Annotated in this window: 8 protein-coding genes; 3 read left to right on the top strand and 5 right to left on the bottom strand. The window is 36.6% G+C overall.

The annotated features are described in order from the left end of the window. The first annotated feature begins 425 nt into the window (after positions 1-425). Together IPI31_00530 and IPI31_00525 are read left to right on the top strand one after the other, a co-directional pair. Positions 426-1,601 carry an aspartate aminotransferase family protein gene (locus IPI31_00530; GenBank protein ID MBK7566290.1) on the top strand — a complete coding sequence of 392 codons (1,176 nt, stop codon included), beginning with the start codon at positions 426-428 and terminating at the stop codon, positions 1,599-1,601. A 456-nt stretch (positions 1,602-2,057) separates the two neighbouring features. Next, entirely contained in the window at positions 2,058-3,041 is a 984-nt protein-coding gene (locus tag IPI31_00525; protein MBK7566289.1) for a S1/P1 Nuclease, read from the top strand. Between the two features lie 470 nt (positions 3,042-3,511). Here IPI31_00525 and IPI31_00520 read toward each other — a convergent pair whose 3' ends face one another. Next, positions 3,512-6,529, bottom strand: coding sequence for a PKD domain-containing protein (locus IPI31_00520; GenBank protein MBK7566288.1), 3,018 nt, complete (start codon positions 6,527-6,529; stop codon positions 3,512-3,514). Between the two features lie 47 nt (positions 6,530-6,576). Further along, positions 6,577-7,989, bottom strand: coding sequence for a T9SS type A sorting domain-containing protein (locus IPI31_00515; GenBank protein MBK7566287.1), 1,413 nt, complete (start codon positions 7,987-7,989; stop codon positions 6,577-6,579). A 255-nt stretch (positions 7,990-8,244) separates the two neighbouring features. On the opposite strand from IPI31_00515, the gene IPI31_00510 reads away from it, so the two are divergent. After that, positions 8,245-9,669, top strand: coding sequence for a hypothetical protein (locus tag IPI31_00510; GenBank protein ID MBK7566286.1), 1,425 nt, complete (start codon positions 8,245-8,247; stop codon positions 9,667-9,669). Here the strand turns inward: IPI31_00510 and IPI31_00505 are convergent. From IPI31_00505 to IPI31_00495, 3 genes are read right to left on the bottom strand one after another with little or no spacing between them, the layout of a single operon-like run. Further along, on the bottom strand, positions 9,661-11,691 hold the full coding sequence (locus IPI31_00505) for a glycosyltransferase (protein ID MBK7566285.1): 2,031 nt from the start codon (positions 11,689-11,691) through the stop codon (positions 9,661-9,663). The two genes, IPI31_00510 and IPI31_00505, sit on opposite strands and share 9 nt — an antisense overlap. After that, positions 11,688-12,317: a recombination protein RecR gene (gene recR, locus IPI31_00500; GenBank protein MBK7566284.1), complete on the bottom strand. Its 630-nt coding sequence runs from the start codon at positions 12,315-12,317 to the stop codon at positions 11,688-11,690. The genes IPI31_00505 and recR overlap by 4 nt, the downstream gene beginning before the upstream one ends. Before the next feature lie 26 nt (positions 12,318-12,343). Beyond that, positions 12,344-13,057 (bottom strand): NINE protein, encoded by a 714-nt coding sequence (locus IPI31_00495; protein MBK7566283.1) that lies wholly within the window; start codon positions 13,055-13,057, stop codon positions 12,344-12,346. Between the last annotated feature and the right edge of the window lie 164 nt (positions 13,058-13,221).

Here is a 13,221-nt window from a genome sequence, read left to right as displayed (position 1 = left end):
TATACTTTTAAACATTCCGTATTTAATTCCAAAGCAATAATTTTCCTTCTCATTAGTTATTGACTTTCAATTTGCTAATCTGCTAATTGTTGAATTCCTTTTCCCATGAAGCAATAATTTTCCTCCCCAGCAGTACGCGGCTGTTCCATTTGCTAATTAACTAATTTGCTAATTATTTTTCCTCGGAGTAAAAACTTTCCTCTACAGCAGTACGCGGCTGTTCCATTTGCTAATTTGCTAATTGGCTAATTATTCTTTCCCCCGAAGCAAAAACTTCCTTCCCCAGCAGTGCTCGGCTGTTCCATTTGCTAATTTGCTAATTGGCTAATTCTTTTCCCCCGGAGCAAAAATTTTCCTCCCGAGCACTATGCGGCTGTTCATCGGTACATTGGTACATTCTCTCATTGGTACATTACCTTTGTTTTATGCGAAATCTTTTTTTAAACCATGTCGCTCAAACAAGCAATACTCCATTAATGTTGGAAATTGATCGTGCGGATGGATGTTGGTTGTATGATGTGGATGGAAAAAAATATCTCGATCTTATTTCCGGAATTGCTGTGAGTAATATCGGACACAATAATAAAAAAGTTAAGGAGGCGATAACATCACAACTCGATAAATACATGCATGTAATGGTGTATGGAGAATTTGTGGAGTCGCCGCAAGTTAAATATGCCAAGTGGTTGTCAGATCATTTACCGGAAAATTTGAGTTCCGTTTATTTTACAAATTCGGGGAGCGAGGCGGTGGAAGGTGCAATTAAATTGGCGAAAAGATATAGCGGTAGAACGGAAGTTATTTCTTTTAAAAATTCCTATCATGGAAGTACCATGGGTGCTTTAAGTGCTGGAAATACCGAAGAAAGAAAAAATGCATTTCGCCCTTTAATTCCGGATAATAGAATATTGACTTATAATAATTTTGAGGATATTAAATTTATTACAGAAAAAACTGCCTGTGTTTTAATAGAACCCATTCAGGCAGAAGCTGGTGTGATTTTACCGGAAGAAAACTATTTGTCTGCCATAAGAAAAAAATGTTCGGAGGTTGGAGCATTATTAATGTTTGATGAATGTCAGACAGGTTTCGGAAGAACAGGAAATTTATTTGCCTTTCAAAAATTTAATATCATTCCAGATGTATTAATTCTTGGAAAAGCAGTAGGAGGAGGAATGCCACTCGGAGCATTTATTTCATCACGTGAAATAATGCAGGTGTTCACCGAAAATCCATTTCTCGGCCACATTACAACCTTCGGAGGCCATCCGGTATGTTGCGCAGCCGGAGTAGCAGCGGCGCATGTATTATTGAATTTCAATCTAATAGATCAGGTAGAAAAAAAGGCACAATTATTTAAAGAAAAATTAATCCATCCAAAAATTCAATCCATTCGCAATTGCGGATTACTCTTCGCAATACAATTTGATAGCTCAGATTATAATCTACAATTAAATAAAAAATTAATCGAAAAGGGATTATTGGTAGATTGGTTTTTGTTTGCTTCCGATTGTCTGCGTATAGCTCCGCCGCTGATAATTTCGGATGAAGAAATTAGTGATGCGTGTGAGATTATTGTTGGTGCGCTGAATGAGGAATAGGTTGATGTCAGTAGAATGTCAGTAGTAATAGTCGACAGTGTGCAGTGGCAGTTGGCAGTGGCAGTTGGCAGTGGCAGTTGGCAGTGGCAGTTGGCAGTTTGTAACATTGATATACTATCCTCCGAACCAAATTATTTCAACCCCTTTAACAAGTCGCAGTCTCAGTCTCAGTCACAGTTTTTAACATTGATAAATCATTCTCCGAAGTAAACTATTTCAACCATTTAAACTCTTTCATCATTCGCATTCACAGTTTGATGCATAGAAAAATTATCCTCCGCAGTAAACTCAGAACCCAGAACTCAGAACCCAGAACCCAGAACCCAGAACCCAGAACCCAGAACCCAGAACCCAGAACCCAGAACCCAGAACCCAGAACCCAGAACCCAGAACTCAGAACCCAGAACTTCGAACTTCGAAAAAAAATTATTAACCTTGTTACGTCAAAAAACAATCATGAAAAAAATACTCTGTTTATCCCTTTTACTTTCAGTGATCGTAACCTTTGCCGCCGCTCCAACGCCGTGGGGATTTTGGGGGCATCAGCGCATTAATAAAATGGCATTGTATACATTGCCGGAAGACCTGTTTGGATTTTATAAACCGTATATCGAATATATCACTGAACATGCTGTGGATCCGGATAAAAGGAGATATGCATTCAAGGAAGAGGCACCTCGACATTATATAGATGTTGATCACTACGGAGAATCTCCTTTTCCTGCAATTCCGCGTAAATGGAATGATGCTGTTGTAAAATTTTCGGAGGATAGTTTAAATGCATATGGAATAGTTCCCTGGCATATTGAAAGAATGATGTTTCGTTTAACAAAAGCATTTCAGGATAAAGACATAAATTATATTTTAAAAACTTCTGCCGATCTCGGACATTATGTTGGTGATGTTCATGTGCCTTTGCATTGCACAGAAAACTATAACGGACAAAAAACAAATCAGGTTGGAATTCACGGATTTTGGGAATCGAGAATTCCGGAAATGATGGGGGAGAATTTTGATTATTTAACCGGTAAAGCAGAATTTATTCCCGATATAAATGCTAAGGTTTGGGAAATTGTTTTAAAAAGTCACAGCATGGTAGATTCTGTTTTAGGAATGGAAAAACAATTAAATGCAGAATTTCCATCCGACCAAAAATATAGTTATGAAACTCGCGGCGCATCCACAGTTCGTGTTTATTCAAAAGAGTACACCGAAAAATATAACGATATGCTCGACAATATGGTAGAGCGAAGAATGCGTGAATCGATAATTACCTTAGGTAGTTTTTATTTAACAGCATGGATAAATGCCGGCAAACCAAATCTCACCGGAATTGAAGTTCGCGCATGGACAGCAGAAGAATTAAAAGAAATGGAAGAGCTGGATAATGCATTTAAGAAAGGGGAGGATAAGGGGACGTTTAAGGATGATGATCATTGAGCTAGTGGGCAGTCGCAGTAGCAGTTGGCAGTTTGTAACATTGGTACCTAATGCTTCGAATTGAAAATCAAATTTATATGAGAACGAAAATGCAAGCTCCCCTATGGGGTTGGGGGCCCGTGGGCAGTTGGCAGTTTGTAACATTGGAGCATATTGCTGCGAATTGAACTTTACTTACAATTCATAAAATGAGTAATGAGTTATGAGTAATGAGTAGGATCTCGATAGCCGAAAGATTTTACTCCTCACTATTGACTATTGACAATAGGTTAGAAGTGAGTGGTGAATAGAAGTGAGTAAACTCAGAACCCAGAACCCAGAACTCAGAACCCAGAACTCAGAACCCAGAACTCAGAACCCAGAACCCAGAACCCAGAACTCAGAACCCAGAACTCAGAACTCAGAACTTCAACTTTTAAAAAAAAAGGTGACCTCACAACGAGATCACCTTTTTTTTAAAATATAAACTACTATTTGGATATCACTAATTTCTGAACCGATTGTTCGTTTCCTGCAACAATATTTATTAAATAAATTCCTGAGGCAAGATCGGTTGTATTAAATTGTAAATTATAACTTCCTGCAACCATCGGTTTATTTATTAATTCGTTTAATTGTTGCCCCACCATATTCATAACATAAATCCGAACATCTGCATTTGATTGTAAAGTGTATTTTAATTGCACTTCATTTTGAGCAGGGTTAGGCGATAGCTGAACAAATCCGAAAATATTTTCTTCTTCAATTGCAGTTCCATCACATGCACCTTCCGACCAGAAAAGAACTCCTCCGTAATATTCAGCAAAACAAGAATTGCTATAAGTAACTCCATCGCAACCACAAACCGGTTCGTAAATTTCGATACATTCGTAAGTGGAATCGATCAGATCCAGATTTGCACAATCATCATCGCCACCAATAAATATTTCTTCACAATATTCATCAAAACAATCTGCACCATCTTCACCAATTGTTACACAAATTGTATAAATACCAGGAGTTTCATATAAGTGATCAGGATTAATTGCTTCACTTACACCACCATCTCCAAAATACCAATGATAATTTTCTGATCCCGGTCCGGTACCTTCAGAAGTATTTGTGAAAACAATTACCCATCCATCAGGAGTTTCTTCAAAACTTTCAATTTCGAAACCTGCTGTGCAAGGTGCAGGAATTCCTTCCACATCCACCTCTTCGCAATGTGTATCAATACAACTATCGGAAGTAATAATGGTGAGACAAACTTCGTATTCACCGGAAATATCATAAGTATGCGTAACCTCAGCTCCATAGTCGCCGGTGCCATCATCAAATGTCCAGATATAACTAATAATATCAGCTCCGGCACCATCGGCATCTTCTGTAAAATCAACAGTTAAACCATCATCATCCCAATCAAAATCAGCCTCACATTCGCCACCATCTCCACCAATAAGAAATTCATCGCAGAATTCGGAAACACAACCATCGGCAGTTGTAATTACGATACAAATTACATAGTCTTCTCCGGGTTCTAAATAAAGATGTTCTGCATCATAAGTAGTTGCAGTGGTGCCATCACCAAAATACCATATCACAGAAACGATATCGGCACCTGCAACGGAAGTATTATCAAATGTTGCAAGCCAACCATCCGGAGTTAATTCTAAAGATGTAATAACAAATGATGCCTCACAATCTCCCGCACCACCTTCTTCTACATTTATTTCATCACAGAATGTTGAAGTACACCCATCAGCTGTGGTTATTGTTAAACAAACTAAATATCCACCTTCTTCTGTATAAGTATGTGTAGGATTTGCATCATCAGAAAATGTTCCATCACCAAAACTCCAAAAATAAGATGTGATGTCTTCACCACCACCATCGGCAGTTTCAAAAAAACTAACCATTAATCCGATATCAGTAAATTCATAATCAGATTCACAATCTCCTCCACCTTCCGACACTTCAACAATATGGCAATACATATCTGTGCAACCTGTAATTGTATTAATTGTTAAACAAACATTATATATACCGGGGTCGTCATAATTATGATCAGGGTTTGCTTCATCTGATGTTTCTCCATCACCAAAGTCCCAGAAATATTCTACTACATCACCGGTTGCAGTTTCATAAAAATTGGCATCCAATCCATCTGTGTTGAATTCAAAATGAGATAAACAATCGGCGCCATCTTCTATTACTATTTCACTGCAATATTCATCCACACAACCAGCTCCGGTTTCTATCGTAACACAAACAAGATAAACTCCAGGTTCAGTATAAGTATGCCATGGATCAGAAGGAGTTCCTGCAGTGGTTTCTGTAAATGTAGTTCCATCACCAAAATCCCAAACATATGTTACAAGGTCTGCAGTGGGTTCAACCCAACCGTAAAAATGTACATTGCCACTATCCATGGAAGTTACTTCATACATGGCAGTGCATTCTAATATTTCACCAACATACACTTCATAACAAAATTCTGAAACACATCCACCGAAAAAGTAAACGGTAACACATACCGTATAAATTCCGGGTTCGGAATAAGTATGAATTGGATTTTCTCCATCACCAAATGTTCCATCTCCAAAATTCCAAACATAGGCATCAACATCTCCCGGACCAGGGTCGGTATTACTATTAAAATAAATGGTAAGTCCATCTGCTTCATAATCAAAATTAACATCACATTCAATTCCTCCTCCATCTTCTACAACAACTGTCATACAAATATCTGCAATACAGCCATCGGCAGTTGTAACAATTAAACAAACATTATATGTTCCGATAGTTGCATATGTATGCGTTGGATTTTCTTCTGTTGATTCCGTACCATCACCAAATGTCCATAACCAACTTGTAACATCACCAACAGTAATATCATCAAATGTTGCAGTTAATCCATCTGTATTAAATTCAAAATTCGCTTCACACTCTGCTCCGCCACCACCAATGGTAACAGGAAAACAAGTAACATCTTCACAACCATCGGATGTAACAATACTTAAACAAACATTATATGTTCCTTCAGAAGCATAAGTATGTGTAGGATTAATAAAAGTAGAAGTACCTCCATCACCAAAACTCCAGGAATAACTGACAATATCTCCCGGAGCGGATTCAGATCCGTCTTCAAAAGTAGTTGTTAAACCTGTTACCACATATTCAAATCCTGCAGCACAAAATACACCTCCGCCAATTACAATAATTTCACATTTATCGTCGCTACATCCGCCTGTGGTTTCTATTACCAGACAAACTGTATAAGTACCGGGTTCTGCATAAATATGGGTTGGATTTGCTTCGGTGGAAGTACTGCCATCACCAAAGGTCCATGCATAACTTATATCACCGGTTTCCGACTCGCTGTCATCTGCGAAATCTACTGTTGCACCAACAACGGTGAAGTCAAAATCGGCATGGCAATCAGGAAGTGATGCCATTAAACTTGTGCTGCTGAGGAGCAGAATAAAAATTGGAGTTAAAATTTTTTTCATATTTCTTTATTAATGTTGAGGAAAGTTTTGTGGTGTTTTATTATTAATTAATGTTGTAAGATTATTTTTTTAGTAAATACAGTTTTTTCTGTTTGAATGGTTATTGTATAAGTTCCGGCTGCGAAATCTTTAGTAGAAAATGTAACTTTTTCTGAATTATTTATCTGTTCCATTTCAACGGTTTGTCCGAACATATTTTGCACAATACAAGTTCCTGTAATTTTTTCCCCCAATAAAACATTTACCATTTCATCAGCAGGATTAGGATATACATAAGAATTATTCTGCAAATAATTTTCAATTCCATCAGTTATCTGGAATACAATAATAGAATCGCAAATAGGATTAATATTAACTGGTACTCCGAAATTATTTATTGTTTGAGGAAAACTGATACAGAAATTTACAGGAGAAGAAATTTGATTGGTAAGTTTACCTGCAATATTATCTTCCATTACAAAACTCACTTCACCAACATGGCCGCTGCCTGATCTTGATATCTGATTAATTCTGGTTACGGAAACACTTATAATTCCATTTATAGTGTCGTTACTTTGAATGGAAATCAGATCAGTACCGGGAGTTCCGAGCCAGCCTGAATTAAAAGTTACTTTTACACTGGAAGCATCTATTAATGTTTCATCATAATCAAATTCGAATGCCAAACCATAAATATTGGAAGCAGGTGTATCATCTGTTCCTAATAGAAGAGGTATAATTATTTCACTTCCCGCTTCAATGGTATCAGAAAAGAAATCTACACCAAGAATTGGATCATCCGGTCCTCCGATAAAAGCTTCCGGAATATAATCGCCGTGCGTTTGACCATAATTACTAACGATAACAAGGGTATCTGATGCATCTATATAGCCATCGCCATTACAATCGGCAAATTTTGCATTGGGAGCTATATAATATTCTACAAGATCTTCCCATTCATCACAATAAGATTCTTCCCAGGTACCATCGATATCGTAACGGGTTGGGCCATTATTACCGAAATACACACCAATTGGCAACAGATCGAGGTAATTACAGATACTGTCCACGTTGGCATCACCAGGCCAAACACAATTATCAGCTCCGGCTACAATAATTACGATCAAACCAATGGCACAAAGTTCATCATCCTCGCCACAAACCTCATAAACCATAACATCCTCACCAATAAAGCCGGCATCTACAAAAATGTCGTAAGTGCCTTCCGGTAATAATTCATCATCATAGTCGATAAGTGGACTGGATGGGCCAGCCAGGATATCAACCTCAAGAACTTCCCCTGCATCATTTGTATCGTTTAGTAATACGTCGATGGTAAAAGCTGTGCCTTCACACAGTCTGATAGTATCATCAACTGTGATCGGTATAGTTTGGGCTGTAAGCATTGAATTGGCGAACAACACTATTACAGCAGCATAAAGTGGCTTTAATCTATTAAAGAGTTCCGAAATAAACTGCATATATATTGAGTTTGAGTATTTTGTCAATGTAAAGTAAAGGCGGATATGACCAATCTAAAAATACAATATCTTATGGTTTCCATGCTTTTCCGAACTGTTTTTAACAAAAAAAACATGATTCTACTCATCATATTTATATTAATTAATTGATTTTCAATTAGTTAATGCATTTCAATGCAATTGCAATTTGTTCACATTTTAACGATTTTCCGATAAAAAGGTGGTATTTTCACCCGTGATATATAAAAATAAGTTATGTATAAGAGTAAGATGATAGACATGTTGCGGAATTTCAGTACCAAGGAATTGAATAAATTTTCTGATTACCTAGCTTCTCCCTTTTTTAACAAGGATAATGACCTGCTCCTTTTTTACAACCATATCAAAAAATACGCCCCTGAATTTGAAGTTAAAAAGGTTGATAAGGAGAAGCTGATAAAAAAGGGAATTCCGGGATTGCAGATCACAGAAAAGAAACTCGGTTATCTGATGAGTGATATTGTGGATCACGTTGAGGGTTTTATAAAATACAATTCCTATTTCGCGAATGAGTTGGAGGGATATTGTAATATTTTAAGGGTATACAATAAATGGGAGAACGACAAACTTTTTGATCAGACCTTGCGAACAGCAAAAGATTTTTTAGAAAAGGATCCGTATCGAAATGCTCCATATTTTTATAAGGAATATTTATTGCAGAGTGAATTAAATCTTTTTTTCGATCGCCAAAAAAAGAGGGCTTATGATGCGAGTTTACAAAAGGCTACAGATTTTCTCGACTTATTTTATATTGCTACCAAATTAAAATATTCCTGCGAATTGATCAACCGGCAGAAATTGGTGGCCACGGATTATGAGGTGCGTTTATTAAAGGAAATTTCTGATCATTTAAGAGAACACAGTTATGATGATTATCCATCCATTACTATCTACTATCAGATATTAATGACCTTTGTGGAAAATGACAATGACGAACATTTTGGTAAATTAAAAAAACTACTCGAAGAACATACCGATAAATTTCCATTGGATGAAGCAAAGGATATTTATGCCTACGCACAAAACTATACCATACGCAAAATAAATGCAGGAAATAAGGCCTATCTGCGCGAGTATTTTAATCTTTCCAAACAAGCACTGGAAAAAAACCTATTAATGGTAGATGGATACTTATCTCCATGGACCTATAAAAATATTGTAATAGCAGCTCTCCGGGCCGGTGAGTTTGAATGGACAGAACAATTTATTAAAAGTTATAAAAATAAATTGAATGAAAAATTCAGGATAAATGCCTTCAACTATAATATGGGGTATTTATTATTTTTTAAAGGACAATATGGGGAGGCCTTAAAGTTGATAAATCAGGTAGAGTTCACGGATATATTTTATGCGCTGGATAGCCGCACAATGCTGATCAAAATATATTATCAAATGGATGAGTGGGATCCGATGCAAAGTGCCATTGAGGCTTTCAAAGTGTATTTAAGAAGAAATAAAACCTTAAGTGAAAATGTGAAAGTGTTGTATACAAACTTTTTAAAATATATTGATAAATTATCGCGGCTTACTAAACGCGATAAATCAAAATTAAACGAATTGAAAGAAAAGATCGAGGAAACAAAACAGGTAGCAGATCTTGGTTGGTTGCAACAAAAAGTAGAGGAAAAACTGTTAAAATAAAGGTGCCTTATCACCCAGTTTTGGGAGAGCAGAAATAATTATTTCCAGATCATCGGATACGCGATAATCTTTAGCATAAATAAAATTGATCCTCGCTATCATAAGCTCATTTTCGCGATCGGTATCAAAGTTCGGAAGTGGGTGTAAAACACCGGGTTTAATTGCTGGCAAAGCAGAAGTATTTGCGTTTACTTCGGAAGAATCAGCGGCACCACTTTTTCGGTAATAACCTACCCATGAATTTTTACCTTTTATCACTAAAAATATATTTCTGAAAAATCCAACTTTGTTTTTCACGAAAAATACTAAAATGGGTGATGCGATTAAAAATACAAATGACAAAAATATATCGGTAAATCTTTTTGCCCTCCGTTGTTCCGGCAAACTTATTTTTAGTTTAATGTCAACCGTATAAATATCTCCTGCAGTATTTTTGGAATTGCTTCCGATAATACTTAAACTTTGATCCGGAATTATTTTGTAGTCGATATTTTGCCCGAGTGCCACCATCCAGTTTATGATCTCCTGACTGCTGATATCTTTAGCACAAAATATCAATTCGTTGGCTTTATAAACAGAAGTAAGTTCTTTTAACGATTCCACAGATCCCAAAACAAGGTCTTCATTTTTGGAATTTTTTTCCATTGTTACATATCCAACTATCTGATTTCCCAATTGCAATTGGTTGAGCAATTGATGCGCTCTTTTAGTTTCTTCACTATTTCCGATGATCAATATTTTTTTATCCGGTTCTTCGCCAAATCTGAAATTGCGGTATTTAACAAAATGAATGAACGACCGGTATAACAATAAAACAAAAACACTGTAGGCCGCACCCGCAATGATCATACCTCTGGAAAAACGATACTGTTCGGGAAAGAAACCATACACCGCTGCAATCACAAGTGTACCCCAAAATATACCGCGCACAATTTTTGTAATATTAGTGGTCCGATCGTAACCGCCACTTATATAAATAGATAAAATCCATATTAAACAATATAATGGTGCATTTACGAGTAAATACTGTATCGGATATTCACCTCCCTCTATATATTTAACATAATATTCCCAATATTCTTTTATCAGTACCAATCCTCCGAAAATAATAATGGCATCGAGAAATGGAATGGCAATTTTTTTAAATAAACGGACTATGCCCGCAATTAATGCTCGGAAATAAATAGCAATATTTAACAACATTACAAATATTCCTGCCCGTCGACCTGAAAAATGTTTATTTGCAAATATTTTCATTGCATTATAAAACATTTTCACATAATTAAAACTAGCTTTTTTGGTGCTTTCGCCTTTGTAATGTATGATCCTGGTTTCCGGAAAATAATAATTTTTATATCCGGCTTTTACAATGCGGTAACTCAGATCAATATCTTCTCCATACATGAAAAAATCTTCATCCAAAAATCCTATTTTATCCAATACATCTTTTCGCAAAAGCATAAATGCCCCTGCAAGTACATCCACTTCACACGTCTCATTTTCTCCAATATAACCAAGATGATATTTGCCAAAGACTTTGGACCTCGGAAACAATGCTGCTAAACCAAAGGCCTTGTAGAATGCAACTTCAGGACTCGGGAATGCCCTTTTGCTTTCGGGAAGAAATATCCCCTTGCCATCTATCATTTTCACCCCTAAAGCCCCTGCATCAGCGTGTGCATCCATAAAAGAAAGACATTTTTCAAAAGTGTCTTCTTCCACTACGGTATCCGGATTTAATAATAAAATATATTTCCCTTTTGCGATCTGTAATCCCTGATTATTTGCTTTGGCGAATCCCGTATTTTGTTTGTTTGCTATTATTTTAATTTCGGGTTTCAGATCTTTTCTTGCACCGATAAATTTGGATTCAATAAATTCCACACTGCCATCAACGGAATTATTATCAACCACAATAATTTCTGTTTCTATATTTTCACAGGCCTTTATTACAGATTGAATGGCCTGTTCAAGAAAATACTTAACATTGTAATTAACAATTATTACACTGAGTTTGATCATTCGTTTTTATGCATATAATTTTCAAAAGGACGACGTGTGGTTAATGAACGGCCAAGGGTAACTTCATCGGTATATTCCAATTCGCCACCAAAGGAAATTCCCCGTGCAATAGTAGTAACTTTGATCTGTTTATCAAGAATTTTTTTTGTAATATAATAAATGGTGGTATCACCTTCAATGGTAGGATTGAGTGCCATGATAACTTCGCGGTAATTTCCCGTTTCTGTTTTATGTATCAATTCGTCGAGATGTAATTGTTCCGGGCCAATACCTTCTATCGGCGAAATTACACCTCCTAATATATGATATTCGCCATTATATTGATTTGTATTTTCAATTGCGATAAGATCGCGTAATCCTTCAATTACACAAATGGTGGAATGGTCTCTTTTCGGATTTTTGCAAATGGAACAAAGTTCATTTTGATCATCAGCGATATTGAAACAGTTTTTACAAAAACGAATCTCAGATTTTAAATGTTGAATAGATTCCGTAAATAATTTTACTTCTTCCGGTTTCTGATTGAGCAAATGCAATACTAAACGCAATGCAGTTTTTTTGCCAATTCCCGGAAGTTTGGCAAACTCATTCACGGCTTGTTCCATCCATTTGGAAGGTAGATTCAAAATTCTGTATTTAGAGGTTTATTTAATTAAATCTTTTTGCCATTTACGGAGACCAATTTGCAATTTTCCAGTTTGTTTCCGCTTCCGACACCTTTTATCACCACTGCATCACCAATTTTTACGAGTTGAGCATCGGCACTATTCTGCTCCACAAAATAACATTTAATTCCAAATGGGTCGTTGTTCAATCCCCGAAGGGCAAAGTACTGACCCTGTTCAAAATCGTTTCCCAGTTCTGTAACTGTTCCTTCAATTTGCAAAACCTTATTGTCATATTTCTTTCTATATGCCTCTTCATCTGTGCGATACTCTCCCGACATTTCTTCAGCAGATATGTTTACCTCAGCATCCACTTTTGTGATATCGATGATCTGAGCGGAACTCAATAGTTTATTTCCACCAATTATCAGTAGAAATGAAACTAGCAAAGCGACTGCAGTAAGCAGAAAAGTTTTACTTTTTGAGACATCCTGTGACTTGAATTGAGTGTCATTCATCACCAGATATCGTCCTCCTGCATATAAATGAAACACTATAGGTAGGGCAAAGCGGGTCAATAGGAAGGGTTCCCAATTGGGAAAAATATTGTATTTTATGATGGCATAAATAAGGGCCGGTAATACTGCCCAAAAACCCAGCAGAGTAGCCCATCCCGCGTTGTTTTGGCCCAAATAAAAACGATCTGCACCGCTGCTTCCTGCAAAGAGTGCGAGTAATAAGGATAGTTTTTTAGATTTCATTATTGAATAAGGTATCAGCAAAAATAGACACAATTGAAGAATTTCGCAGTTATTGTTTAAAAAGTGACTTAACTCGCCGACCCTCAAACCCCCTATTTTTGCCTGTTATGGCCATATAATTGTGCAGATGGTGCATATTTGTATTGACTTTAATACCGTTTATC

The sequence above is a fragment of the Bacteroidota bacterium genome, assembly GCA_016706865.1.
Classification (GTDB): Bacteria; Bacteroidota; Bacteroidia; order Chitinophagales; family BACL12; genus UBA7236.
This window is presented reverse-complemented; position numbering and strand designations above follow the sequence as displayed.

Coding starts and splice junctions, on each gene's coding strand:
- IPI31_00530 (MBK7566290.1), top strand. CDS start 426: ATGCGAAATCTTTTTTTAAACCATGTCGCTCAAACAAGCAATACTCCA.
- IPI31_00525 (MBK7566289.1), top strand. CDS start 2,058: ATGAAAAAAATACTCTGTTTATCCCTTTTACTTTCAGTGATCGTAACC.
- IPI31_00520 (MBK7566288.1), bottom strand. CDS start 6,529: ATGAAAAAAATTTTAACTCCAATTTTTATTCTGCTCCTCAGCAGCACA.
- IPI31_00515 (MBK7566287.1), bottom strand. CDS start 7,989: ATGCAGTTTATTTCGGAACTCTTTAATAGATTAAAGCCACTTTATGCT.
- IPI31_00510 (MBK7566286.1), top strand. CDS start 8,245: ATGTATAAGAGTAAGATGATAGACATGTTGCGGAATTTCAGTACCAAG.
- IPI31_00505 (MBK7566285.1), bottom strand. CDS start 11,691: ATGATCAAACTCAGTGTAATAATTGTTAATTACAATGTTAAGTATTTT.
- IPI31_00495 (MBK7566283.1), bottom strand. CDS start 13,057: ATGAAATCTAAAAAACTATCCTTATTACTCGCACTCTTTGCAGGAAGC.